The organism is Streptomyces sp. NPDC014882, assembly GCF_043081325.1.
In the GTDB taxonomy this organism is placed as follows: Bacteria; Actinomycetota; Actinomycetes; order Streptomycetales; family Streptomycetaceae; genus Streptomyces.
Genome location: NZ_JBIBWL010000014.1, coordinates 30,686 through 55,981 on the forward strand (window position 1 = coordinate 30,686; position 25,296 = coordinate 55,981).

Annotated in this window: 14 protein-coding genes; 12 read left to right on the forward strand and 2 right to left on the reverse strand. The window is 72.9% G+C overall.

What is annotated here, in order from left to right; translation table 11 throughout:
• The first annotated feature begins 83 nt into the window (after nt 1-83).
• The 5 genes from ACF09K_RS27270 to ACF09K_RS27290 all read left to right on the forward strand — a co-directional run bounded on the left by ACF09K_RS27270 (nt 84) and on the right by ACF09K_RS27290 (nt 16,877).
• The gene (locus tag ACF09K_RS27270) at nt 84-4,409 is read left to right on the forward strand and encodes a LamG-like jellyroll fold domain-containing protein (protein WP_392247597.1); all 4,326 of its coding nucleotides are present in this window, start codon (nt 84-86) and stop codon (nt 4,407-4,409) included.
• 162 nt (nt 4,410-4,571) lie between these two features.
• Entirely contained in the window at nt 4,572-11,438 is a 6,867-nt protein-coding gene (locus ACF09K_RS27275; protein WP_392247598.1) for a polymorphic toxin-type HINT domain-containing protein, read from the forward strand.
• Nucleotides 11,432-11,899: a hypothetical protein gene (locus tag ACF09K_RS27280; protein ID WP_392247600.1), complete on the forward strand. Its 468-nt coding sequence runs from the start codon at nt 11,432-11,434 to the stop codon at nt 11,897-11,899. Before ACF09K_RS27275 ends, ACF09K_RS27280 begins: the two co-directional genes overlap by 7 nt.
• A gap of 314 nt (nt 11,900-12,213) precedes the next feature.
• On the forward strand, nt 12,214-12,585 hold the full coding sequence (locus ACF09K_RS27285) for a CU044_2847 family protein (RefSeq protein WP_392247601.1): 372 nt from the start codon (nt 12,214-12,216) through the stop codon (nt 12,583-12,585).
• A gap of 47 nt (nt 12,586-12,632) precedes the next feature.
• On the forward strand, nt 12,633-16,877 hold the full coding sequence (locus ACF09K_RS27290) for a trypsin-like peptidase domain-containing protein (RefSeq protein WP_392247603.1): 4,245 nt from the start codon (nt 12,633-12,635) through the stop codon (nt 16,875-16,877).
• Between the two features lie 137 nt (nt 16,878-17,014).
• Here ACF09K_RS27290 and ACF09K_RS27295 read toward each other — a convergent pair whose 3' ends face one another.
• Complete coding sequence (locus ACF09K_RS27295; RefSeq protein WP_392247605.1) at nt 17,015-18,013, reverse strand: helix-turn-helix transcriptional regulator; 999 nt, start codon at nt 18,011-18,013, stop codon at nt 17,015-17,017.
• A gap of 117 nt (nt 18,014-18,130) precedes the next feature.
• Between ACF09K_RS27295 and ACF09K_RS27300 the strand changes: the two genes are divergently transcribed.
• Both ACF09K_RS27300 and ACF09K_RS27305 read left to right on the forward strand, forming a co-directional pair.
• Entirely contained in the window at nt 18,131-18,682 is a 552-nt protein-coding gene (locus tag ACF09K_RS27300; protein WP_392247607.1) for an NIPSNAP family protein, read from the forward strand.
• Nucleotides 18,683-18,888: 206 nt separating this feature from the next.
• Entirely contained in the window at nt 18,889-19,689 is an 801-nt protein-coding gene (locus ACF09K_RS27305; RefSeq protein ID WP_392247609.1) for a class I SAM-dependent methyltransferase, read from the forward strand.
• A 39-nt stretch (nt 19,690-19,728) separates the two neighbouring features.
• On the opposite strand, the gene ACF09K_RS27310 is transcribed toward ACF09K_RS27305, so the two are convergent.
• Nucleotides 19,729-20,637, reverse strand: coding sequence for a helix-turn-helix domain-containing protein (locus ACF09K_RS27310; RefSeq protein WP_392247611.1), 909 nt, complete (start codon nt 20,635-20,637; stop codon nt 19,729-19,731).
• Between the two features lie 216 nt (nt 20,638-20,853).
• Between ACF09K_RS27310 and ACF09K_RS27315 the strand changes: the two genes are divergently transcribed.
• From ACF09K_RS27315 to ACF09K_RS27335, 5 genes are all read left to right on the forward strand, one after another.
• Complete coding sequence (locus ACF09K_RS27315) at nt 20,854-21,369, forward strand: SRPBCC family protein (protein ID WP_392247613.1); 516 nt, start codon at nt 20,854-20,856, stop codon at nt 21,367-21,369.
• A 74-nt stretch (nt 21,370-21,443) separates the two neighbouring features.
• Nucleotides 21,444-22,358, forward strand: coding sequence for an MBL fold metallo-hydrolase (locus tag ACF09K_RS27320; RefSeq protein ID WP_392247615.1), 915 nt, complete (start codon nt 21,444-21,446; stop codon nt 22,356-22,358).
• Between the two features lie 15 nt (nt 22,359-22,373).
• Complete coding sequence (locus ACF09K_RS27325) at nt 22,374-23,891, forward strand: carboxylesterase/lipase family protein (protein WP_392247617.1); 1,518 nt, start codon at nt 22,374-22,376, stop codon at nt 23,889-23,891.
• A 294-nt stretch (nt 23,892-24,185) separates the two neighbouring features.
• Entirely contained in the window at nt 24,186-25,064 is an 879-nt protein-coding gene (locus ACF09K_RS27330) for a helix-turn-helix domain-containing protein (RefSeq protein WP_392247619.1), read from the forward strand.
• Nucleotides 25,061-25,252 carry a DUF397 domain-containing protein gene (locus tag ACF09K_RS27335; RefSeq protein WP_392247621.1) on the forward strand — a complete coding sequence of 64 codons (192 nt, stop codon included), beginning with the start codon at nt 25,061-25,063 and terminating at the stop codon, nt 25,250-25,252. Before ACF09K_RS27330 ends, ACF09K_RS27335 begins: the two co-directional genes overlap by 4 nt.
• Nucleotides 25,253-25,296 lie beyond the last annotated feature (44 nt).

Genomic DNA, 25,296 nt, shown 5'->3' on the forward strand with positions numbered 1-25,296 from the left:
TCACACTCGGGGATGGCTGGACGGGGGCCGGGATGTTTCGTCGTGCGCGCACGCACGGGAGTTCAGGAAGATCGGTCGGGGCGGTGGCGGTCGGTGTGGCGGTCGGAGTGACGGTCGGCCTGCTGCCGCTGGGAGCGCTCCCCGCCGGTGCGGTGAGCCCGACAGCGCGGCAGGCCTCCGCCGGGGCGGGGCAGAGCGCCGGTGCCGCGACCGAGGCGGAGGCGCTCGCCGAGGCCCGGCGCACGGGCCGCGACATCGAGGTGCTCGCCCTGCGCGGCGAGACCTCCGAGGTGTACGCCACCCCGGAGGGCACCCTGGAGGCCCGTGAGCACCTGCGGCCGGTGCGCACCCGGATCAACGGCGAGTGGCGGGCGGTCGACACCCGGCTCGCCCCGCTCGGCGCCGGCCCGGACCAGGGCATGGTCGCGCCCGCCGCGGCCACGGTCGGGCTGGCGTTCTCGGGCGGCGGCGACGGGCCGCTGGTGCGCCTGGAGCGGGGTGGCCGGACGCTGGAGCTGACGTGGCCCGGTGACGTACCCGCACCGGTCCTGGACGCTGACACGGCGATCTACCCCGACATCCTCCCCGACGTCGACCTGCGCCTCGCCGCGCGGCCCGAGGGCTTCACCCAGCTCCTGGTCGTCAAGACGGCGGAGGCGGCGCGCAGCGAGGAACTCGACCGGCTCCGGCTGCGGCTCGGGGCGGACGGGCTCACGACGCGGGAGACCGCGGACGGTGGTCTCGAAGCGGTCGACGAGGGCGCGGGCGGCGTCGTGTTCGAGGCGCCGCGCCCGATGATGTGGGACTCCAGCACCGGAGCCGAACCGGACGCGCCGCAGGAAGCCGGTTCCGCGGATCCCGTGTCGGCCGCGGACCCCGTGTCGGCAGTGACCGCCGGAACCGTCGAGGCCGCCGGCACCGACGCCGGCACTGCGGAGGTGGAGCCCACGGCCGCCGACTCGGGCCGGCTGGCCCCGGTCGGCGTCGAGGTGTCGTCCGGCGGTGACGAGCTGGTGCTCACCCCGGACCAGGACCTGCTCGCCGGTTCCGAGACCGTGTACCCGGTCTTCATCGACCCCCAGTGGTACTCACCGCGCGGCACCGCCTGGACGATGGCCTCCAAGTACTGGGCCTCCTCGCCGCAGTGGAAGTTCAACGGCGACCCGGACGCGGGCCTCGGCTACTGCGGCTGGAACTACTGCCAGCCCTACGACACGAAGCGGCTCTTCTACCAGATCCCGACGACCAAGTTCGCGGGCCGCAGCATCCTGTCCGCCGAGTTCGTCGTCCGTGAGACGCACGCCGCCTCCTGCCAGGCCCGCGAGGTGCAGCTCTGGCGCACCAAGGGCATCAACTCCGGCACCACCTGGAACAGCCAGAACGCCTCCGGCTTCTGGGTCGACCACCTGCAGACCCGCAGCTTCGCCCACGGCTACGACGGCTGCGCCGCGGCGGACGCCGAGTTCGACGTGAAGGGCGCCGTGGCCCAGGCGGCGGCCGGCAAGTGGTCGTCCCTCACCTTCGGCCTGCGCGCCACCAGCGAGGACGACCGCTACACCTGGAAGCGCTTCTCCGACGACGCCTACCTGCGGGTCCAGTACAACCGCCCGCCGCCGAGGATCAGCACCGCCAAGCTCACGATGGACCCGGGCGGCCCTTGCGCGACCAGCTCCGGCGCGGTGCGGGTGCGCTCCCGGGCGACCGTGCGGGCCGGCGACGTGACCGACCCGGACGGCGACCGTGTCCAGGTGCAGTTCCGTGCGCTGTGGGACAGCGGTGACGGCTTCAAACAGCGCTGGCTCTCGGCGAAGAGCACAGCCAAGGCCTCCGGGTCGGACTTCTCCGTCCAGCTGCCCACGTCCGTCCCGCAGAACAAGACGGTCTCCTGGGAGGCGCGGGCCTGGGACGGCGGCCAGTGGTCGCCGTGGAGCGCGGACAAGGCGCACGGATGCTACTTCGTCTACGACACCTCCGTACCCGCCGGTCCCTCGATCAGCTCGACGCAGTACCCGCGCTCCGACGACGCCGACCCGGAGGACCCCTGGTGGGACGGTGTCGGCCGGTACGGCACCTTCACCATCGACTCCTCCTCCACGGACGTCACCAAGTACTGGTTCGGCGTCAACGGCTCGCCCACCAGCGCCCGCTCGCTGACCACCTCGGGCGGCGGCGCCAAGACGATGAAGTTCATGCCGACCAAGCCCGGCGTCAACTTCATCACCGCGAAGGCCTTCGACGCCGCGGGCAACGGCTCCGAGACCCGCACCTACTACTTCCGGGTCCGTTCCGGCCAGCCCGACCGGCTGTCCTGGACGCTCGACGAGAACGCCGGCGCGACCCACGTCACGGGCTCGGGCGGCGCCTGGCCCGCCGCGCTGTACGGCGGCCTGCGGCCCGGCACCGCGGGCGTGACCGGCAACGGCCTGGAGCTGGACGGCACCGACGACCACGCGGCCAGCGACTCACCCGTGCTCAACACCGCCAAGAGCTTCTCGGTGTCGCTGTGGGCGAAGCTGCCCGCCGAACCGTCCGGCGCACCGGTCGCCGTCGCCCAGGCGGGCTCCAGCACCAGCGGCTACGAGGTGTACTACTCGGTGGCGCTCGGCGGCTGGCAGTTCCTCAAGCACACCCTGGACGGGGCCGAGGCCACCACGCTGCGGGCGGGTCAGCCCGCCTGCGCCGGCGGTGACACCGCCTGCCAGGCCGACCGTGTCAACCGGTGGACCCACCTCGTAGCCGCGTACAACGTCCCCGCCCAGACCATGAAGCTGTACGTGGACGGCGCGCTCGTCGCCACCACCCCGGCCACCACCGCCGCGTGGGACGCTCGCGGCCGCACCCTGATCGGCGCCGCCTCGCACCACGGGACTGTGTCCAACTTCTTCAAGGGCTCCGTGGACGAGGTGCAGTTCTTCGACTACCAGGTCAACGACGGGCAGGTCACCCAACTCTTCGAACGCCGCCCGGTCACCTCGGCGCGGCCCGCCAAACTGGTGTTCCCGCTGGACGAGACCATCGAGGCCGTCGCGCTGACCGGCCGCGCCCAGGAGGCGCCCGCCGAGCTGAAGGGCGGCACCGTCAGCGGCGCCGCCGGGGTCGACGGCAAGGCCCTGGAGTTCGACGGGGTCGACGACTACGCGACCACCGGCCGGCCGATCATGGACACCTACCAGAGCTTCGCGGTCTCCGCCTGGGTGAAGCTGCCCAAGGACAAGGAGGCGCGGGCGATGTCCGCGATCGCCCAGTCGAGCACCGTCAACCCGGGCTTCGAGCTGTACCACTCGACGGCGCTGGGCGGCTGGGTGTTCATGCGGGAGCAGAGCAACGAGACCGAGTCCACGGTGGTCCGTGCCATCCAGACCGCGTGCCCGGCCAACACCTCCTGCGCCGCCGCCCGGCACGGCGAGTGGAACCACGTCGTCGGCGTCTACGACCTCGACGCCGCGCAGATCCGGCTCTACGTCAACGGCACCCTCGCGGCCACCGCGGCCTTCACCACGCCCTGGCTGGCCGTCGGCGAGGTCTCCCTCGGCGGCACCTACCACGAGGGCAAGCTGATCAGCCCGCTCAAGGGCGCCATGGACGACGTACGCCTCTACGACCGGGCCGTCTCCGACGACGAGGTGCGCCAGTTGTTCCGGCAGCACCCGGTGGTCAAGAGCCGCTGGAAGTTCGAGACCGCGTCCACGGCCACGCCGCCGGTCACGCCGGACGCCGGACCCGCCGGCGCGGGCCTGACCCTCAACAAGGGCGCCGCGCTCGGCGATCCCTGGGTCGACGGCGGCCTCACGCTCGACGGCATCGACGACTACGCCGCCACCGCGACCGGTGTGGTGCCCGTCGACACCGGCGCCAGCTTCACGGTCAGCGCGTTCGCCCATACCGCGGGCGTACCCACCCGTGAGGCCGCGCTGCTCAGCGCGCCCGGCGCCGTGAAGGACGCCTTCTCCCTGCGGTACGTGCCCTCCGACACCCCGGACAGCGACGGCGGACGCTGGCGTATCGGCACCAGCAGCGCGGACACCGCCACCGCCGAGTCCACGCAGGTGGAGAACGGGCGGTTCTACGGCCCGGAGGACTGGACGCACCTGGCACTGGTCTACGACGGCTTCGCCCGGGAGCTGAGGCTCTACGTCAACGGCGAGCTGGAGGAGGTCGCCTGCCAGGACGCCGACGAGGACGGCGCTCCCGACGTGGCCGACTGCGCCAACCGGGTCTCGTACTCCGAGAACGTCGTCACCTTCAAGGCCGTGCAGTCGCTCCAGCTCGGCCGCGACCGGAGCGGCGCGCACTTCCCCGGAGCCGTCTCGGACGTGTGGACCTTCCAGGGCACCCTGGACGACACGCAGATCCAGCACCTGGCGACCGGTCAGCCGGGCACGGCCACGACCGTCCCGGGCAACGGCTGACCGCTCCCTTCCCCAGGCCCCGCCGCCGCCGCGGCGGCGGGGCCGCGCCCGCTCTCCCGGCCGTGCCCGCCTGCCCCACCCGCCTGTCCGCTCCGACCGACCCGCACGACACCGGACACGCACCCCACCCGGGTTGCCTCCTGCGAGGGATGAAGGACGAGGATGAATGGTAGACCGCGGACGCGAGTCCGTGCCCTGCGCCGCCGCGTCGCTCTGGCTTCGGCCACGGTTCTGATCGGCACCCTGCTTCAGGCCGTGGCCCAGCCCGCGACGGCCGCCGACCGCGGCACCGGCCGCCCCGACCTGCCCGCCTCCGCGAAACCGGTGGCGGTCGAACCGGTCGCCGTCACCCCGCGCGCGGCCATGAAGGGGCCCCGCACCCCCGCGCGGGCACCCCGCGCCACGTGGCCGAAGACCGCAGCGGCCACCGTCGACCTGTCCGGCTCCTCCTCGGTCGTCCCCGCGAAGGGCCTGCCCCTCGCGGTGGGCGGCACCCGGGCCCCCGACGCGGTGCGCGCCCGGCTCCTGGACCGCGCGACGGCCCGGCGGGCCGGTGCGGACGGCCCGGTGTTCACCCTCCAGTCCGCCGCCCCGGCCGACGCGCAGGCCTCCACGGTGCGCGCCCGCCTCGACTACTCCACCTTCGCCGGGTCCTTCGGCGGCGGATACGCCGACCGGCTGAAGCTGGTCCGGCTGCCGGCCTGCGCGCTCACCACGCCCGCGAAGACGGCCTGCCGTACGGCGACGCCCGTCGAGACCGTCAACGACACCGAACGGCAGACCCTCACCGCCGAGCGCGTCCCCCTTGAAGGCACCGGCGTCACCGTCCTCGCGGCCGTCGCCGAGGACGCGAGCATGGGCGGCGACTACAAGGCGACCCCGCTCGCGCCGTCCGCGCAGTGGAGCACAAGCCTGAACACCGGCGACTTCGCCTGGTCGTACGAGATGTCCGTGCCCGAGGTGCCCGGCGAGCTGACGCCGAGCGTCGGCCTGTCGTACTCGTCGGGGGCGATCGACGGCCGCACCGGCAACTCCAACAACCAGGGCTCCTGGGCGGGCGACGGTTTCGACCTGTGGCCCGGCTCCATCGAGCGGCGCTACAAGTCCTGCGCCGACGACGGGGTCGAGCGGCCCGACGGCGGCAAGCCGGCCGACCAGTGCTGGGCCTACGACAACGCCTTCATCTCGTTCAACGGCAAGGGCGGCGAGCTGGTGCCCACCGGCACCGACACCTTCCGGCTGCGCGACGACGACGGCACGAAGATTCAGCGCCTGCGCGGCTCCGCCACGGACGTGCGCGACAACGGCGCCCGCGACGACGAATACTGGAAGGTCACCACGCCCGACGGAGTGCAGTACCACTTCGGCTACAACCGACTGCCCGGCTGGGCGACCGGCACGGAGACCACCGACTCCACCTGGACCACCCCGGTCTTCGGCGACGACGCGAACGAGCCCTGCCACGCCGCCGCGTTCGCCGACTCCTGGTGCCAGCAGGGCTGGCGCTGGAACCTGGACTACGTCGTCGACCCGCACGGCAACGCCATCGCCTACTACTACGACAAGGAGTGGAACTCCTACGGCCGCAACCTCGACGAGAACGCCAACACCCGCTACGTGCGCGGCGGCTTCCTCGACCGGATCGAGTACGGCCTGAAGTCCACCTCCATGTACTCGGCGCAGGCCCTGGCCAAGGTCGACTTCACCAGCGGCGAGCGATGCCTGCCCGACACGAACACCACCTGCGCGGACATCGGCAAGGACGCCGCTTACTGGTACGACACCCCGTGGGACATGAACTGCGAGGCGGCGGCCACCTGCGACCAGGGCCGGCTCGCCCCGGTGTTCTTCACCCGCAAGCGGCTCACCCAGGTCGACACGCAGGTACTGAAGGCCGGCGCCTACACCGCGGTCGACTCCTGGAAGCTCGGCCACCGCTGGGGCATGGCCGACACCGACTACCAGCTGCTGCTGGAGTCCGTGCAGCGCACCGGGCACACCGGCACCCCGGCCGTCACCCTGCCGAAGACCACGTTCACCTACGCCCAGCTCGCCAACCGGCTCGACCGCACCGGCGACGGGTTCGCCCCGTTCATCAAGGAGCGCCTGGCCACCGTTGCCGACGAGGCCGGCGGCCAGATCGACGTCGCCTACTCGGCGCCCGCCTGCGCCGCGGACGCACTGCCGACCCCGCAGACCAACACCACCCGCTGCTTCCCCCAGTACATCGGCGGCAGCAGCACCGACGACCCGGACCTGCACTGGTTCAACAAGTACGTCACCTCCACGGTGACCCTGACCGACCGCACCGGCGGCGCCCCGGACCAGGTCACCGCCTACGAGTACCTGGACGGCGCCGCCTGGCACTACGACGACGACGACGGCCTGACCAAGGAGAAGTCCAAGACCTGGTCGCAGTGGCGCGGCTACGGCCACGTCCGGGTGAAGACCGGCGGCCAGGGCGGCGCCACCGCGATGCGGACCCAGAACGACACCTACTACCTGCGCGGCATGGACGGCGACCGCAAGGAGCCCGCGGGCGGCACCAAAGACGTCAGCGTCACGCTGGGCACCGGCGAGGGCGACCCGATCACCGACCATGACTCGGCGGCAGGGTTCGCGTACAGGACCGTCGGCTACTCCGCCCCCGGCGGCCAGGTCCTCACCAAGACCGTGAACCGGCCCTGGCACCACCGGACCGCCGAGCGCGTCCGCGACTGGGGCACCATCACCGCCGACCTCACCGGCACCGCGCAGACCCGGACCTGGACGTCCCTGGACGGCGGGGCGGGCACGAAGTGGCGCACGACCACCACGGAGACCGCTTTCGACACGGCCACCGGCCGCATCACCCAGACCGACGACCGCGGTGACGACGCCGTCACCACCGACGACACGTGCACCCGCACCTTCTATCCGGCGGCCGGGGCGATCATGACGCTGCCCGCCCGGGTGGAGACGGTCGCCAAGCCCTGCACCACCACCCCGGACCGCGCCAAGGACGTCATCTCCGACGTGCGCACCGCCTACGACGGCCTCGCCCATGACGCGGCGCCCACCAAGGGCGACCCCACGGCGACGGCGATGCTCAAGTCCCACGACGGCACCACCGCCACGTACACCGAGAGCGCCGCCACCTACGACGGCTACGGCCGCAAGCTCACCAGCAAGGACCTCAGCGCCACCGTCACCGTCAAGGCCGGCGTGCTGACGCGCACCCCCCGCACCGACGGCCGCACCACCACGACCGCCTACACCCCGACCACCGGCTTCCCCACCTCCGCGAAGGTCACCACACCACCGGTGACGCCGGGCGACAGCACCACCTCGCAGTCCACGACCACGGCGAACGATCCGGCGCGCGGCGTGCCGCTGACCCAGACCGACACCAACGGCAAGGTCACCCAGTTCGCCTACGACGCGCTGGGCCGCAAGGCGAAGATCTGGCTCGCCGACCGCACCACCTCCGACGTCCCCACCTACGAGTACACGTACACGGTCGCCGAGGGGCAGCCGGTCGCCGTCGGCACCAGGACCATCGGCAACAACGGCACCCAGGTCACCTCCTACGTCCTCTACGACGGCCTCCTGCGCCCCCGCCAGAGCCAGGACCCCGGCCCCGACGGCGGGCGGCTGCTCGCCGACACCTTCTACGACGAACGCGGCCTCACGGCCAAGGAGTTCGCCCCCTACTACGCCACCACCAAACCCTCCACGACCCTGGTCAAGCCGCAGGACGCCCTCGGTGTGGAGACCCAGGACCGCTACACCTACGACGGCCTCGGCCGGCAGACCGAGCACCGCCAGATCTTCGGCAACGGCGACGGCGGCAAGGTGCTGGGCATCACCCGCACCCTGTACGGCGGCGACCGCACCACGGTGATCCCGCCCGTCGGCGGCACCGCCCTCACCACCCTCACCGACGCCCACGGCCGCACCACCGAGGTGCGCCGGCACCACCAGCGCTCCGCCGAGTCCACCTACGACACCACGACCTACTCCTTCACCCCCGCGTCCTCCGTGTCGAAAGTGACCGACCCGGCGGGCAACGAGTGGGCCTTCGCATACGACCTGCTCGGCCAGCTCAAGCTCAGCAAGGACCCCGACAAGGGCAAGCTCGAGTACTTCTACGACGACCGCGGCCAGCTCAGCTCCACCGTGGACGCCCGGGGAACCACGCTCGCCCACGGCTACGACGGCATGGGCCGCAAGACCGAGCTGCGCACGGGCTCCGCGACCGGCCCCCTGCGCGCCAAGTGGACGTACGACACGGTCAGCGGCGCCAAGGGACACCTCGCCGAGGCAACCCGCTACGACGCCGACGGCCAGGCCTACACCTCCAAGGTGCTCGGCTACGACCGGCTCTACCGGCCGCTGCGGACCTCGGTGACCATCCCGGCCACCACCGCCAACCAGGGTCTCTCCGGGACCTACCTGTCGACGGCCGACTACAAGGAGTCCGGTCTGATCGGCAGCGAGGGACTGCCCAAGGCGGGCGCGCTGGCCGCCTCCTCCGTGGCCTACACCTACCAGGACGACACCCTGTGGCCCGTCGCCGTGAACGGCCGCGAGGGCATCAAGGCGACGGCGTCCCACGACCTGACCGGCAAGCCCCTGCAGTACGAACTGTCCAACGCGGGCGGCAAGAAGGCCTGGGTCACCAACGAGTACGAGCCCGGTACCCAGCGCCTGGCGTACACCCGCGTCGACCGCCAGGACGTGGCGGGGGTCGACCAGGCCTCCACCTTCCGCTACGACGAGGCCGGCAACGTCCTCGCCGTCTCCGACACCTCCCGCTCCGGCACCGACACCCAGTGCTTCACCTACGACCACCTGCGCCGCCTGACCGAGGCGTGGACCCAGCCGACCACCGCCTGCGCGAGCACGCCCAGCGCCCCGGTGCTCGGCGGCCCGGCCCCGTACTGGACGTCGTACGGCTACGACAAGACCGGCAACCGCAGCACCGAGGTCGAGCACGACGTCACCGGTGACACCACCAAGGACGTCACCAGCACTTACGGCTACCCCACGCCCGGCGCCACCGCGGTCCGCCCGCACGGCCTGAAGACCGTCACCCGCTCCGGCAACGGCGTCACCGCCGGCGACTCCTACACCTACGACGCCGCCGGCAACACCGACACGCGCACCCTCGGCGACGGCACCACCCAGGACCTCGACTACGACGCCGAGGGTCGCCTCGCCAAGGTCACCGAACCCGTCGAGGGCGGCTCCCCGCAGATCACCGAGTACCTGTACGACGCCGACGGCGCCCGACTCATCGCCCGGACCCCGACCGGGACCACCCTCTACCTCGGGGCCACCGAGATCACCGTCGCCAAGGGCACCGCCACGCCGAAGGCGACCCGGTACCTCGACCTCGGCGGCGGCCACCTCGCCGTCCAGGAGGACGACGGCAAGGTCACCTTCACCACCGCCGACCACCACGGCACCGCCCTGCTCGCCATCGACGCCGCGACCCAGCAGCTCACCCAGCGCCGCGTCACACCGTTCGGCGGCAGCCGCGGAGAGCAACCGGCCGACTGGCCGGGCACCAAGGGCTTCGTCGGCGGTACACAGGACGTCGCCACCGGGCTGACCCACCTCGGCGCCCGCGAGTACGACCCGGCGACGGGCCGCTTCCTCTCGGTCGACCCGATCATGGACCTGACCGACCCCCAGCAGATCAACGGCTACACCTACGGCAACCACAACCCGCTGACCTTCTCCGACCCGTCCGGCCTGTACTGCGACGGATGCAGCGCCGACAACCCGGATTCGGTGTGGGCGCCCGGCAACGGCCACGGACCGGGCTGCACCACGTACGCCTGCTACAGCGACGACGGACAGGACATCCTCTACTACACCGGCGGCGTCAAGAGCAACGACCAGGGCACCGCCAAGAAGTCCTCCACCTCGCCCGGCACGACGATCAACGTCACGGAGAAGAAGGGCGAGATCTGGATCGAGAACATCCGGGTGCCCTCCGCGCGTGAACTGGAGGCGATGTACCCGCAGTACGACGAGAGCGACCGGGTCGAGGCGTGGGCGGAGCACAAGTGCTTCGCGCTGGACGCCAACACCAGGTCGTTCTGCGGTGCCGCCGAGGCGCTCGGCATCATCGAGGACGAAGTGACCACGTTCGACAGGATCGTCGTGGCACTCGTCGCCCCGGACATCGGAGCCTGGAAGAAGTGCCTGAGCGGGGACAGCCTCAAGGCCTGCGGCTCGGCGGCGCTCGACCTGCCCTGGGCCCGGGTGCTCAAGGGCGCCAAGGTCCTCAAGGCCTGCAACAGCTTCGTCCCCGGCACCCTGGTGCTGATGGCGGACGGCACCACCAAGCCCATCGAGGACGTCCGCATCGGTGACGAGGTGCTGGCGACGGACCCGGCCACCGGCGAGACCGTGGCCCGGACGGTGACCGCGGAGATCACCGGCGAGGGTCTGAAGAACCTGATCACCCTGACCCTCACCGTGGACGGTGAGACGGTACTCGTCACCGCGACCGAAGGTCACCCGTTCTGGATCCCCGGTGTGGACCGGTGGATGGAGGCGGGCGAACTGACGGCGGGCCAGGAACTGCGCACCAGCACAGGCGGGACCGTGCGCATCACGGCGGTGAGCCGCGGCCAGCGCCCGGCGACGGTCCACAACCTCACCGTCGCCCACCTGCACACCTATTACGTGCTCGCGGGGCACACACCACTGCTGGTGCACAATGCCGGTGGCAAGGATCCGCTGAACTTCGGCAGCGGGTACACCGGGCGCCTGGACCGTATCAACATCGGCGGGCAGGCCGACTTCGAGGTCCACGTGTACCACCGGGGCAAGGAGGTCGGTCTCTTCGGCAGCAACGGCTGGTTCGCGAAGCACGGCAAGGGCGTCGACGTGGAGCTGCCCAAGGACGTGTACAACAACCTGAAGGGACTTGCGGTGGAGGAGATGCGACGCCAGCACCGCATCGGACCCAAGGGAACCGAGAACATCAAGGGCGACAACTGGAAGCGCCCCAGGATCACGGGTGGATGCTGATGCGTTACGCGCGGGTGGAACCGCTCACCGACCACTACGGCTTCGCGCTTGATCCGCAGCCGTATCTCGAGGCTCTGGCCGGGCTCGCGGAGGACCTTCCTCCGGGGGCCCGGGAGTGGGCCGCGGACCCGGCCCACTACGACTTCTCCTCCGTCCGGTGCGTCAAGGACCTGACCGTCGGCCGGATCGGGCTGGTGGACGAAGGCCCTCGGCTCGTCGTGGAGATCGACCTGCGGCCCAACGAGTGGAAGCACGACGAGGGCCTGCTGCTGCGGTACTCGGACGTCCGGAACCTGCGGGTCGACACGGACGAGGGCGACGGCACCGAGCCCCGGCTCGGCAGCCTCCAGCTCGACGAGGCGCTTCCCCACCCGGCGGGCGTCGCCCACGAGATCGCCTTCACCAACGGCTCGGTCCTCGTCGTCGCGGCTGATCTGACCGCGCGGTGGCACCAGGTCTGACAGCACGCGTACGGCCCCCGGCTCCTTGGGTTCAAGGGAGACGCCGGGGGCCGTACGGCTTCCTCGGACCGTCCGCGGCGCGGCGTCCGCAGCGTCCGTCGCCTCCGCCGGACAGGTCAGCCGCCGCTCCGCCCCCCAGCACCCGCTCGCCCCGTCAGGGTCAGCAGCGTTCGGCGGGGCGCCGGATCCCGGCCCGCTCACCCGGCCCGCTCGCCCGGCCGGTTCTTCCGGATCGCCGCTGCTCCGCCTCACGACCGGCGGCTACGATGTGCCCCCGGGTCCGGGTGATGTCCCGGCCCCCCGAGGAGGTTGCTGTGACTGACCGTCTGGTGCACACGGTCGAAATGCAGTTGGACGAGGGAGGCGACGACGTCGTCCGGGTCCAGATCCGCGAAGTGGACGACTCCCTGGTCCGGGTGGGCCGCGGTGGCGCGGTCACCCGTGCCGGGCGGACGCTCGGTCAGATGCTGGACACCGTCAAGCCGGTGGCGGAGAACTTCGTCGAGAGGTTCCAGGACCTCGCCACGCCACCTGACGAGATGACCCTGGAGTTCGGCATCTCGCTGTCCGCCGGGGCGGACGTCGTCATCGCCAGCACGGCGACCGCGGCGAACTTCACGGTCAGCCTGAGCTGGAGCCGCCGTGACTCCACGGGACCGAACGGGGATGATCCCCAGGGCAGTTGACCGGGGAACGTCGGACTGGAGACGGGATGTCGGGGACCGCGCACGGAATGTCGTCGAGTCCGGACGAGCTCCTGGCCTCCTCGGTCGTCCGGGTCACGGGGCAGGACGGGGCGTTGAGCGGCGCGGGTTTCCTCGTCGCTCCGGACCTGGTGCTGACCTGCGCCCACGTGGTGTCGGACGCCCTGGGCCGGCCCCGTCACGAGACGGTGCCGACCGGTGAGGTGGTCGAGGTCGACCTGCCGCTGGCCGATCCCCTGGAGACCGGCGGGCCCGGGGCGTGGCCGGCCGAGGTCGAGCGGTGGGTGCCGGCCAGAGCCGGCCACGGGGGCGACGTCGCGGTCCTGCGGCTCCGCGAGGCGATCCCCTCCGCCCGTCCCCTGCCGATGGCCGACGCCGCGAGCGTGTGGGAACACGGGGCGCGTGCCGTGGGGTTCACGGGCGGCGAGCCCCAGGAGACCTGGCTCCGCGGGAAGTTGACCGGTGCCACCAGCGAGGGCTGGCTCCAGCTCTCCCGGGCCGACGGGCAGAGCGCGTACGTCCGGCGCGGATTCAGCGGCAGCCCCGTCTGGGACAACGAACTCGGGGCGGTGGTCGGCCTGGTCGTGGCCGCGCAGCCGCAGCAGGACGCGCAGCAGGCGTACGTGCTGCGCACCAGGGCCGTGCTGCGCGAGGTTCCCTCGCTCGCCGGCGTGGTGAGTCCGCCCACGCCCTTCCGCGGCCTGGCGCCTTTCCAGGAACACGACGCGGACGTCTACTTCGGCCGCGACGAGGACGTCGAACGCGTGGTCACCGCGCTGCGGACCGCCGACGTCCCGGTCACCCTGTACGGGCCGTCGGGCTGCGGGAAGTCGTCGCTGGCGCTGGCCGGGGTGACGCCGCGGCTGCGGCAGGCCGGTCACGAGGTGTTCGTGGTGAACGCCGGGCAGGTCTCGTCCCCGCGCTCCGCGCTGGCCGTGGAACTCCACGAGGCCGCCCGCGGCGGCCGGTTCGGCCCGGTGCGGGCGGACGGCGTGGACCAGGTGGAGGCCTGGCTGACGGACAAGGGGCTCACCGACACGCTCCACCGGCTCCGCGGCACCGCCGCCGGGGAGGTGCTGGTCGTCCTCGACCAGGCCGAGGCGCTCCTGGACCGCCCGGACGACGAACTCGGCCACCTCGTGGAACTGCTCTTCCCCGACCGTCCGCCCGCGCGTCCGGTGCGGGTGCTGCTCACGCTCCGCGCCGACCACATGAACGCCGCGCTCCAGCACCCGCGCCTGGGGCCCGTCCTGTCCGGCGGCACGACACTCCCGCTGACCCCGATGTCCCGCGACCAGCTCCGGGAGGTGATCGTCAAGCCGGTCGAGACCGTACCGGCGGTGGAGTACGACCCGGGACTCGCCGGGCGCGTCCTGGACGACACGGGCAGCGAACCGGGCGTCCTCCCGCTGCTCGGCTTCGTCCTGCAGCAGTTGTGGGACCACCAGGTGGCGGGCCGCCTCCTGGCCACGACGTACGAGGAGATCGGCGGGGTGTCCGGCGCGCTGCGCCGCCACGCGGAGACGGCGTGGAGACAGTGCGTCCCGTCCGGGGACGAGACGGAGGCGCTCGCGCTGCTGACCGGGCTGGTACGGGTGCTGCCGGGAGGCGACGGAGCCCCCCTGCGGCGCCGCCTGACCCGCGGCGAGGCCGGAGAGGGACGCTGGCGCCTCGCCCAAGCGCTGGCCGAGCGGCGCCTGTTGGTGCTGCACGGGGAGGACGGCGGCCCGGAGAGCGTCGAGCTGGCACACGAGGCACTGATCACCGCGTGGCCGACGCTGTCCGAACGGGTCCGTGCCGACGCGGACTTCCTCGCCTCCCGGGCGGAGGTGCAGCACGACCTGGAGCGGTGGCACAAGGCGGACCGCTCGGCGGACCTGCTGCCCGGCGCCCTCCAGCTCGACGCCCTGCGGGTGCGGCTGCGCGGCCGCGAGGCGGACCTGACCGAGGAGCAGCGGGAGTTCCTCGCGCTGGCCCTACGGCGCCGGCGGGCACGGAACGCCCGTGCGCGCGCGGGGTGGATCTCGGCCGGCCTGGTCCTCGCGCTCGTCGCGGCGCTCGGCACGTTCCTCGTGCAGGAGTCCCGGACCAGCGCGACACGGACCGCGGAGGGCCGGTCCCGGTCCCTCGCGATCCAGTCGGACGAGCTGGTGGAGAGCAACCCCACCCAGGCGGGCCTGGCCGCGCTCGCGGCCTACGACATCGCCCCCACGCAGGAGGCCCGCAGCGCGCTGATGCGGCGGTACGCGGAGCTGAAGGGCGCGGCGTGGGTGCTGGCGGGCACGCAGGGGAAGGTCAAGGACGCGGACGTCAGCCACGACGGGAGAACGGCCCTCGTGACCGGCACGACGGGCCGCGCGACCCTGTTCGTCCGCACGTCCTCCGGCAGGGTCCGGCACGAACAGCTCGGCTTCGCCGACGACCTCGTGTCCCCCGTGGTCAGCGGGGACGGCCGCCGGATCGCCTACGTCCGCGGTGAGGACGGCGTGGTGGTCTGGCACGACGTGACCCCCTCGGGAGAACGACTGGCGGGAGCGGCCCACACCCTCCGGGGCACGTTCTTCGACCCCGAATGGCTGATCGACAGCGAGCGCCGTGAAATCCTGAACTTCTCACCGGGTTCCCGGCTTCTGGTCGGTGCGGCCACACTCGACCGGTCCATGCGGCTGTGGGACCTGGGGACCGGGAAAGTCCAGACCTTTCCCGGTGAGTTCGACGAACTGGGAAGCGTGTGGTTCGGGCCCGACGAGAACACGGTGGTGGCCGAACGGTACGACGATCCCGCGCTGCTGAAGGTCGACGTCTCCACGGGCGGGACGAGCGAGTTGGTCCGTGGCGGAAGGTTCGCGGTCGCCGGGAACGCCTCAGTGGCGGTCTCCTGTACCGACGAGTCGCGTTTTCGCGCCGTCCGGGTGTCGGACGGGCGGGTGCTGAGAGACATCAGGATGGCCCCGCACACATTCGACTGCACCACTTCCGGTATCACCGTCGACGGTACCGGTGAGCATTTCGCGGTGGTCAACTCCTCCAACGAGTGGAGCCTGGTCGGCACGCGCTCCACCGCGGCGCCGCGGACGTACCACCTCGGTCCCGATCCGGGAAGCTATTCCAGGCGTTCCTCGCTCTCCTCGATCTCCGACACCCCCCTCTTCCTGGTGGGGGACCCTGACGCGCCGACCTTGGTGACCGGTGAGGAGAACGCGCTCAAGGGGTGGGCGCGCAGGCTGTACGACGACAGCACGGACCCCGAGCCGCGACTGCTGGGCGACGGCGGCCTGATGGTGACCAGGGCGAGGAGGGGAGGCGACGACCTGCTGCGGGTCGTGGAGACGGAAGGCGGCGGGAGGATCCTCTCCGAGGTCGTGGCCGGCTCCGGCGACGAAGCGTACGTGGCGCTCGAGGTCAACCGGTCCGGGACGCTGGTGGCGGACGTCCGGGAAAGGCACCGGGTCGTGGTCCGCGCGCTCCCCTCGTTGCGCCGGGTGGCGGAGTTCCGCATCGTGATGCCTCCCGTCGAGGAGGAGAGCGGGCAGCACGCCGTGGCTCTCGGCTTCCACGGCGACGACCGGATCGTGACGACGTCCGGCACGGTCGTCGAGAGCTGGGAGGCCCGCAGCGGACGGCGCCTCTCGCGTCCCGTCGATCTGCGGGACGTACGCCTGACCGGGAAGAAGCAGCCCGCCTTCACCGTGGGGAGCCACCCCGAACCGGGTCACGTGAGCGTGACGGTGGCCGGTGAGCCTTACCTGCACGCCGTCGACCTGCGCACGGGAGAGGCCGAGGAGGGACTCCGGGTGCGCCTCGCCGACGACCTCCGGTCGGCCTCCTTCCTGGACGACCCGGAATACGTGACCGTACTGACCACGGCCCAGACGGCCGAGGTCTGGTCGGTCCGTCCCGGGCGGCCGGCGAGGAAGGTGATGGGCCCGTTCGGGCCGCTCACCGACATCGAGTGGTCGCAGAACTGGTCGCTGCGCCCCACCCGGGGAACCGGGTTCGTCCTCGCCTACAAGGGTTACGTCCACTTCCTGAAGGCGGACGAACCCGGTCACCGGGACACCTACACCTTCGGCGAGGAGCAGTCCTTCCCGGCGGCGACCGGCGACGGCGGCGCGGTGCTCCGCGACCCCGAGAACCTGGAACCCCCGGACCTGATCCGTCTCGACCCCGCCCTCTGGAAGCGCCGCATCTGCGAGATCCTCGGCCGGGAACTCACCGAGGACGAGCGCCGCGGCCTCACCCACGACGTGCCCGCCGACCTCTGCGCGTCCTGACGGCGGCGTCCGGGGCGCGGGGAGGCCGCCGACCCGGCGCGGGGGGACTCGTCCGGATTCCCCGAGGCCCCTGAGCCCCCGGAGTCCCGGTGCGGTCGGGAACGCCGCGCTCCCCGGGCGAAGGGCCCCTCGGGGTCCTACCCGCGTGCGCGGGTGTCCGGCGCGGGCGGCCGGTGCCCGGGCCCGCGGTACCTCCCTCCCGGGGGCTGCCCTTCGTAGCGGGTGGCCAGGGCCCGTGCCGTCTCGGCGATGCGGGCGCGCAGTTCGGCCGGCGCCAGGACCTCGACGTCGGTGCCCAGCCGCAGGAACTCCCGGTGGGCGTGGTCGACCGACTCGATGGGTACGCGGGCCTCCGTCCACCCGTCGCCCGTGGGTGTCACGCCGAGGCGGCGGGCACCCTCCGGGGTGAGCCGCACCCACGCCTCCCCGGTGTGCAGCCGCGCCCGGAAGCCGGCCAGGTGGCCGGTCCAGTACCCCGTCAGGTCGAACCCGTCCGGAACGGCGAACCCTTCTTCCAGCGGCCGGACGTCGAGGATCCGGTCGATCCGGTAGGTGCGGGTCCCGGACGGCCCGCCGGCGACCAGGTACCAGCGGCCGGCCTTGAGGACGAGCCCGTACGGCTCCACCCGCCGCTCGATCTCCTCCGGTGCCCGCCAGCGCCGGTACCGCAGGACCACCGCCCGCCGCGCCCACACCGCGGCGGCGACCGCGGCCAGGTGGGGCACCCGGTGGGTGTCGTCGTACCAGCCGGGGGCGTCGAGCAGGAAGCGTTCCCGGATCCGTTCGGCGTGCTCGCGCGGTTCCGCCGGAAGGGCGGCCAGCAGCTTGAGCCGGGCGGTGGCGAGCGCCTCGCCGAGGCCGAGTTCGGCGGCGGCGCCGGGAAGCGCGGCGAGGAACGCGGCCTGCGCCTCGTCCGCCGTCAGGCCGGTGAGCCGGGTCCGGTAGCCGTCGACCAGCCGGTAGCCGCCGGCGTGCCCGGCGGTGCCGTACAGCGGGATGCCGGCCGCACCGAGCGCCTCGACGTCCCGGTAGACCGTCCGGACGGAGACCTCCAGTTCGTCGGCGAGCTGCCGGGCCGTCATCCGGCCCCGGTTCTGGAGCAGCAGGAGCAGGGTGACCAGCCGGCTCGCACGCATGCCGCCCATTGTCCACCGACGGTCCACTGACAGCAGGTGTCAGCGGACCGGCCCTAACCTGCGGCACATGGACGACCACCTGACCACGGACCGCACGCGCCCCGGGCGGGCCACCGCATGAGCATCGTCGAACTCCGGCAGTACACCCTGCGTCCCGGCGCCCGGGAGACGCTGATCGAGCTGTTCGAGCGCGAGTTCGTGACCGGTCAGCAGGCGGTCGGCATCACCGTCGGCGGCCGGTTCCGCGACCTGGACGACCCGGACCGCTTCGTCTGGCTGCGCGCGTTCCCCGACATGGCGCACCGCCGGCGCGCGCTGGAGGCGTTCTACACCGGCCCGGTCTGGCGGGAGCACCGCGACGCGGCCAACGCCACCATGATCGACAGCGACGACGTCCTGCTGCTGCGCGGCCCGGGCTTCACACCGGAGCCGGACACGCGTGAGGTGCGTGCGACCGTCTGCCACCCGGCCGACGCGGCCGGCTTCGACGCGTACGCGGCCCGGCACCTGGGCCCGGGCCACGCACTGCACCGCACCGAGCACGCCGAGAACGACTTCCCCCGCCTGCCCGTCCGCACCGGGGAGGACGTCCGCGTCTGGTTCGGCCCGGCCGAGCCGCCACCCTGGCCGGCCCGGCGGCTGCGGCTGGAACCCGTGAGGCCCTGGTAGGGCTTGGTCAGGTCGATAGGGATGCGGGTATGCCGCGGTGGCGGGTGGGGCAGGCGCCGGCGGAGTTCGGCCAGGCGCACGAACGTGGCCAGGGGCATCCCGGAGCGGCCGTCTCCGCAGGTGTCACACCGGCCCGACGGCACCGACGAGCAAGCAGGCACGCCATCCACGAGTGAAGCCGGCCAAGCCCTACTAGAGTGCGGCGCATGAGCCGGACTCCCGTCGACCCCGTCGCGCACAACCGCCTCGCCTGGGACCGCGAGGTGGAGAAGGGCAGCGAGTGGTCACGCCCGGTCGGCCCCGAGGTGATCGCGAAGGCGCGGGCCGGCCAGTGGTCCATCGTCCTGATCGGGTACGAGCCGGTCGACCCGGCCTGGTTCCCGCCGGAGATCGCCGGCCGCGACGTGCTCTGCCTCGCCTCCGGCGGCGGGCAGCAGGGCCCGGTGCTGGCCGCGGCGGGCGCGCGGGTGACCGTCTTCGACAACTCGCCCCGCCAGCTGGCGCAGGACGAGGCGGTCGCGGCGCGGGAGGGGCTCCACCTGCGCACCGTGCTCGGCGACGCGCGCGACCTGAGTCCGTTCCCGGACGCTTCGTTCGACCTTGTCGTCCACCCGGTCTCCAACCTGTTCATCCCGGACCTGGCGCCGGTCTGGCGCGAGTGCCACCGCGTGCTGCGCCCCGGCGGGACGCTGCTGTCCGGCTTCCTCAACCCGGACGTCTACCTCTTCGACGCCGAGTCCTTGGAGGCGCGCGGCGAGCTGACGGTGCGTCACCGTCTGCCCTACAGCGACCTCACCCACCTGGAGCCCGCCGAGCGGGAACGGCTGTGGGGCCTCGACGCGCCGGTGGAGTACAGCCACACGCTCACCGACCAGATCGGCGGGCAGATCGCGGCGGGCTTCGCCATCACCGGTTTCGCCGAGGCGCCGCACCACTCGGAGGCCACCGCCGGCTGGCTCTCCGGCTACTTCGCCACGAAGGCGGTCAAGGCCGGCGCCGGTCACTGACCCTCCATCGGCCGGGACGGCCGACGTCCGCCCGCGGCGTCAGGCGTGGTCCGCGGGGCGCTCCCGGCGGGCCGGCGGCCAGGTCGCCCGGGTCGGCGGGGCGGTCGCCCGGGCGAGCAGGCCGAGGGCGGCCTGCGAGGGGGAGCCGGGTTCGGCGACGGCGAGCACGACGTGCCGTTCCTCGTCCTGCGGGGGACGCAGGCTCTGCTGCCGCACGGTGAGGGAGCCGACCAGCGGGTGGCGCATCTCGTACACCGCGGAGTCGCACGGGCTGACCCCGTGGTCGGCCCACATGGCGGCGAACTCCTCGCTCCGCACGGCCAGTTCACCGACGAGTGAGACGAGCAGCGCGTCGTCGGGGTGCCGGCCGGCCGTCATGCGGAGGTTCTCCACGACGGCCCTCGCCTTGGCCGGCCAGTCGGCGTAGAGCGCGCGGACGTGCGGGTCGAGGAAGACCAGCCGGGTGAGGTTGGGACGGCGGGCGGGGTCCGCCGGGCCGGCCGGATCGATGTGGGAGGCGAACAGCGCGTGACCCATCCGGTTCCAGGCCAGTACGTCACCGCGCCGCCCGCTGACGAGGGCGGGAACCTCACCGAGGGCCTCCAGCAGGCCGAGGAGCGACGCGTCGACGTGCTCGGTCGGCGGACGGTGGACGACCGTGCGCCGCTTCGAGCTGTCCGCCAGGTCGTGGAGGTGACGCCGCTCGGCCTCGTCCAGGTGCAGAGCCCGCGCGATGGCGTCGAGGACCTCCGGTGAGGCGCCCAGCGACTGGCCCTGCTCCAGACGCGTGTAGTACGAGGAACTCACGCCGGCCAGCAGCGCCAGTTCCTCGCGTCGCAGGCCGGGCACCCGGCGCCGGTCCCCGTAGTCCGGCAGCCCGACGTCCTGCGGACGCAGCTGGGCCCGCCGGGTCTGCAGGAAGTTCCCGAGTTCTCGCTGTCCGCTCACGGGCCCCAGTATCCGGGCCCCGCACGCCGGGAACCTGACCCGGCCGGGGATAGGCACGGCCCGGTCTGGCTCGGCCGCCGCGACGCCGGTGACATGGGTCCCGCACCGTTCCCCCGCCGCGGCGGGGGACACGTCCCGTCGCCGCGCGCCTCCCGTGAGGACGAACGACCGCACGACCGAGGCGCCCGGCCCCGCCGTCCCGTTCTGGAGTCCCCCTTGCCCCACGCACTCGGCCCCGCCGACCTCACGGCCCCGCCCGACGCGGCCGCGTACGCGTTCACCCGCCGTACCTGGGTCCCCGCCGCCCCGGCGGCCCTGTTCGACCTGATCAGTGACGTCTCGATGATCAGCACCTGGAGCCCCGGCGCCCACGACGTCACCTACGACGACGGCGACGGGCCCTGGCCGGGTGCCCGCTTCCGGGGACGCAACCGCAGGGGCGAACGCGAGTGGGGCAGCCGCTCTCGGGTCGTCGAGAGCCTGCCCGGCAGCGTCTTCGCCTTCGTCGTCGACGTCGTCGTCCGGTGGCGCTGGACCCTCCGCGCCGACGGCACCGGAACCGTCGTGGAGCAGTCCTGGCAGCTCCTGCGCCTGGACCCGGTGCTCGGCGGCACGCGCCAGGAGATCGACGCGCTGCGCGACCACATGGCCGCCGACGTCGAGGACACCCTCCTCGCCCTGGCCCGCTGGATCGCCGAGCGGGGCGGCACCGCCGGCACCGCCGGCACCTGATGCCGGCCCCACCACTGACAGCCGTGGCCGTCCCTCCGGACGGACCCGACGAGAGAACACAGGAGGGAACCGCCGTGGACACCATCACCCTGGGCGACATCACGATCACCCGCGTCCGGGAGTACTTCGGGCCCGTGGACATGACTCCCGAGACGTTCTTCCCGGACAGCCCCGCGAAGGCGTGGGAGGAACACCGCACCATGCTGGTCCCGGACTTCCTCGCCGACGACACCCGGACCGTCAACTCGGCCGTCCAGAGCTGGGTATTGCGCAGCGAGGGCCGGACCATCCTCGTCGACACCGGCGTGGGCAACCACAAGGAACGCCCGTACGTCCCCGTGTGGAGCCGGATGGACACCGGGTTCCTCGACGGCCTCGCCCGCGCCGGAGTCCGCCCCGAGGACGTGGACCTCGTGATCAACACCCACCTGCACATCGACCACGTCGGCTGGAACACGCGTCTCGACGGGCGCACCTGGGTCCCCACCTTCCCCAACGCCACTTACCTGATGCCGAAGGACGACTTCACGTTCTGGAACCCGGAGAACGGCCACCGCAGCGTGCTCGGCCGCGGCAACCAGAACGTGTTCGAGGACAGCGTCGCCCCGGTGCACCGGGCCGGTCAGGCCCTGCTGTGGGAGGGCGCCCACCGGATCGACGGTGCCCTACGGCTGGAAGCCGCCCCGGGGCACACCCCCGGCTCGTCCGTCCTGACCCTCGCCTCCGGGACGGACCGCGCGGTCTTCGTCGGCGACCTGCTGCACAGCCCGGTGCAGTTCTTCGAACCGGACTGCAACAGCTGCTTCTGCGAGGACCCCGCGCAGGCGCGCGCCACCCGCCGCGAGGTGCTGGGCCGGGCGGCGGACGACAACGCCCTCGTCGTTCCCGCGCACCTGGGCGGCCACGGCGCCGCGCAGGTGGTGCGCGACGGCAGCAGGTTCGCCGTCAAGGCCTGGGCCCCCTTCACCCCGTACACCGAGCAGGGCTGAGCCCTGCGGAGAGGCATGCCCGTGAACCCCCGCACCGACCCCGTCGTGACCACCGCGCAGGGACCCGTCCGCGGTCTGCGCCAAGGCCCCACCACCGCTTTCCTGAACATCCCCTACGCCGCCCCGCCCCGCGGCGCCGCCCGGTTCGCGCCGCCCCGACCCCACGCGCCGTGGGACGGCGTACGGGACGCCACGACGCCGGGGCCCACCGCCCCGCAGTCCCCGCGCACACTCGGCAGCCTGGACATGTCCCCCTACTTCGGAACCGGTTGGAGCCGCGGGGAGGACCACCTCACGGTCAACGTCTGGACGCCCGCCGGCACGGACGGCGGCCTGCCCGTCATGGTGTTCGTCCACGGCGGCGGATTCGTCGCGGGGTCGACGCGGGCCGCGCTGTACGACGGCTCCGCCTTCGCCCGCGACGGCGTCGTCCTCGTCACCCTCAACTACCGTCTCGGCATCGGGGGGTTCCTCGACCTTCCCGGAGCGCCCGCCAACCGCGGCCTGCTCGACGTCGTGGCCGCGCTGCGCTGGGTGCGGGACAACATCGCCGCGTTCGGAGGAGCCCCGCACAACGTCACGCTCTTCGGCCAGTCGGCGGGCGCGACCGTCGTCGGCGGCGTCCTGGCCGACCCCGGTGCGGCGGGTCTGTTCCACCGGGCGATCGTCCAGAGCGGCAACGGCCTGGGCGCGTTCACGACCGAGCAGGCCGCCCGCGTCACCGGGGCGGCGGCCCGGTTCCTGGGTGTCGAGCCGCACGCCGACGCCTTCGCGGAGATCCCGGACGACCGCCTGGTCGAGGCGGCCGCCGCCCTGGCCGGCACCGACCTGCGGACGGCGACGCACCACGACCCCCTGCTCGGGCTCAGCCCCTTCGGCCTGGTCCTCGACACCCAGCCCGCCGCGTCCGTCGCCGCGGGCCGTGGTACCGACGTCGACCTGCTCGTCGGCACCAACACGCAGGAGGGGAACCTCTACCTGGTCCCGGTGGGCGGGTACGCCGGCTCGACCGGCGCGGACGTCGAGGCCCTCGCCGCACGGGCGCACCCCGATCCGGCCCGGCTCGTCGACGCGTACCGCCGGAGCCGTCCGGGGGCGGCCCCCGGCGAGCTGCGGTCCGCCGTCATGGGCGACGCCCTGTTCGGCGCGGGCAGCCGGGCCCTGGCCGACGCGCACGCCGGCCGGTCCGGGGCCGCCACGTTCGGCTACGAGTTCGCCTGGCGCTCCCGCGCCCTGGACGGAGAACTCGGCGCCGCCCACGCGGTGGAGCTGCCCTTCGTCTTCGACCGCACGCGGCTGCCCCGGCTGCACGGACCCCGCGCCCTGCTCGGCCCCGACCGGCCGCCCGCCGACCTCGCCCGCCGCGTGCACGGGGCGTGGATCCGGTTCGCCGCGACCGGCGACCCCGGCTGGGACCCGTACGACCCCGTGCGCCGGGCCACCCTGCGTGTCGACGCCGACTGGACCCAGGTCGACGACCCCCGCGGCGAGGAACTGCGGGCGTGGGAGCGCCCTCCCGGAACGCGGGGGTGAGGCCGGCCCGCCGAGGGCTCGTGGCGGGGCTCGTGGCGGACGGGAGCGGTCGCCGCGGCGGCGTCACGGAACGGGGCGCTTCCGGCGACCCCGATGCAGCCTCGCGCCGGGGCGGTGCACCCGTGGGGTGGGGATTCCGCTGTTCAGGTGGCCCGGACCGCCGGTGCCGCCCTAGCGTGGCCGGACACGCCCCGTGCGCGTGAGGTCGCCGTACGTGTCCGACGTGCGGGTGTGGGCGGTACGGAACGTGACGGCCGGCGCGGGGCCGCGTCGGCCGGGTGAGGTGGTACGGGGATGAGTGGACCGACGGGGCCGGCGGACGAGGTGTCCGGGAACGGCGGTGACGGTGGCGGCGAGGGGCAGGCCGGGACGGACCCCGGCTCCGGTGTCCTGCGCGTCTTCGGGCGCCAGTTGAAACGGTTCCGGGTGCGGGCGGGCGTCGAGCGGCCCGAGTTGGGCGCGCGGACGGGGTACTCGGCGTCGACCATCGCCTCGTACGAGCTGGGGCGCCGGGTTCCGCCGCCGAGGTTCATCGACCAGGCGGACCAGGTGCTGGACGCGGGCGGGGTCCTCCAGGAGATGAAGGAGGAGGTGGCCCGGGCCCAGTACCCGGCGTTCTTCCGCGACGCGGCCAAGTTGGAGGCGGGAGCGGTCGAGCTGCACGTCTACGACACCCACATCGTCAACGGGCTCCTGCAGACGGAGGAGTACGCGCGGGCGGTGTTCATGATGCGGCGGCCGCTGCTCAGCGAGGAGACGATCGAGGAGCGGGTCACCGCACGTCTTGCGAGGCGGAAACTCTTCGACCGCCTGCCGATGCCGACCCTCAGCTTCGTCATCGAGCAGTCCGTGCTGACCCGGCCGTTGGGCGGCGACCGTGTGATGCGCGGACAGCTGGAGCAGCTTCTGCTGCACGGCCGACGGCGCAACGTCGAGATCCAGGTCATGCCGAACGCGCGTGACGAGCATGCCGGTCTGGCCGGACCCTTCACCTTGATCGAGTCGCAGAATGCGCGGAGGATCGCGTACGTGGAGGCGTACAAGGACAGCCGCCTCTACACGGACCGGGGCACCGTCCGTGAGCTCGAAGAGCAGTACGGTCTGCTGCGGGCACAAGCCCTCACGCCCCGCGAGTCGTTGACCCTCATCGAGGAACTGCTGGGAGAGACATGAACATCGACGTCGAGGAAGTTGTCACGTGGCGCAAGAGCAGCTACAGCAGCGGTGAGGGCGGCCAGTGCGTGGAGGTGGCCGCGCTGCCTCACCTCGTCCGTGTGAGGGACTCCAAGGACGTCGGCCGGCCGGCCGTCCCCGTCACCGCCGCCGCATGGACCGCGTTCCTCGGCTTCGCCGTCCGGTAGGCGGCTCGGCGGGCAACGGGTCCGCCCCCGGCGGCTCGCCGGGG

Coding starts and splice junctions, on each gene's coding strand:
- ACF09K_RS27275 (WP_392247598.1), top strand. CDS start 4,572: ATGAATGGTAGACCGCGGACGCGAGTCCGTGCCCTGCGCCGCCGCGTC.
- ACF09K_RS27280 (WP_392247600.1), top strand. CDS start 11,432: ATGCTGATGCGTTACGCGCGGGTGGAACCGCTCACCGACCACTACGGC.
- ACF09K_RS27290 (WP_392247603.1), top strand. CDS start 12,633: ATGTCGTCGAGTCCGGACGAGCTCCTGGCCTCCTCGGTCGTCCGGGTC.
- ACF09K_RS27295 (WP_392247605.1), bottom strand. CDS start 18,013: ATGCGTGCGAGCCGGCTGGTCACCCTGCTCCTGCTGCTCCAGAACCGG.
- ACF09K_RS27300 (WP_392247607.1), top strand. CDS start 18,131: ATGAGCATCGTCGAACTCCGGCAGTACACCCTGCGTCCCGGCGCCCGG.
- ACF09K_RS27305 (WP_392247609.1), top strand. CDS start 18,889: ATGAGCCGGACTCCCGTCGACCCCGTCGCGCACAACCGCCTCGCCTGG.
- ACF09K_RS27325 (WP_392247617.1), top strand. CDS start 22,374: ATGCCCGTGAACCCCCGCACCGACCCCGTCGTGACCACCGCGCAGGGA.
- ACF09K_RS27330 (WP_392247619.1), top strand. CDS start 24,186: ATGAGTGGACCGACGGGGCCGGCGGACGAGGTGTCCGGGAACGGCGGT.
- ACF09K_RS27335 (WP_392247621.1), top strand. CDS start 25,061: ATGAACATCGACGTCGAGGAAGTTGTCACGTGGCGCAAGAGCAGCTAC.